Origin of the sequence: Culicoidibacter larvae, from assembly GCF_005771635.1 — a bacterium.
Classification (GTDB): Bacteria; Bacillota_I; Bacilli_A; order Culicoidibacterales; family Culicoidibacteraceae; genus Culicoidibacter; species Culicoidibacter larvae.
Map to the genome: position 1 here is coordinate 1 of NZ_VBWP01000028.1, position 786 is coordinate 786.

Genomic DNA, 786 nt, shown 5'->3' on the forward strand with positions numbered 1-786 from the left:
AGCTGCATTTGCACTTCATAGTTTGTTAAAATGATTTCTGTCTTATCTGTACATTCATCTTTGCTACGCATATATGACTTCGTTGAATAATCAAACTGATGCCAATCCGGATAAAGTTCTGCAAGCAGCGGATCATCATAATAACAAAGAACCACTTTTCCTTTGACATTATTGAGTACATCTGCCAATCGCCGGTGATCATCATACGTAAATCCACCTGAATATAGATACTCTTTATCAATGTACGGAGGATCACAGAAAAACAATGTATCCACTGAATCAAATTTCTTAATGACTTCTTCAAAATCACGACAAAGAATCTGCCAATCTTTAATTCTATCAGCCATCAGTTTCATATTTGATAGCTTAGACCGGTATAGTTTGGATTTGTTTACTGTTTTAGATACTGAAAATCCTGATTTATACTTATTGCCACCACCATTAAATCCGGCCGTAGTCATAAAATAAAAAATCGCTGCTTGTTTAAGCGGCGAAATATCTTGTGGTGGGTTCCACTTAAAATCGTTATATATTTTCTCTGAATATGGAATTGCATCACATGCAGCAATCAATTCCTTTGGATGTTGTTGCAGTTCTGAGAGAAATGTTATTAATTGATGATTGACATCATTAATAATTTCAACCGCAGCAGGCTTCTTATACAATTCAACATGACATGCTCCACAAAATGGTGAAACAAATACTTTATGTTCCGGAAATATATTGGTATATATATCCCGGCTCCGAGATTTCCCACCGATCCATTTTAAAGTTGAATCAATCATT

General features: G+C 35.0%; 1 protein-coding gene. It reads right to left on the reverse strand.

Features of this window, described 5'->3' with window-relative positions; genetic code table 11:
- Positions 1-785: DNA adenine methylase (locus FEZ08_RS12120; protein WP_138192776.1), on the reverse strand; the 785-nt coding region annotated here is incomplete at its 3' end.
- Position 786 lies beyond the last annotated feature (1 nt).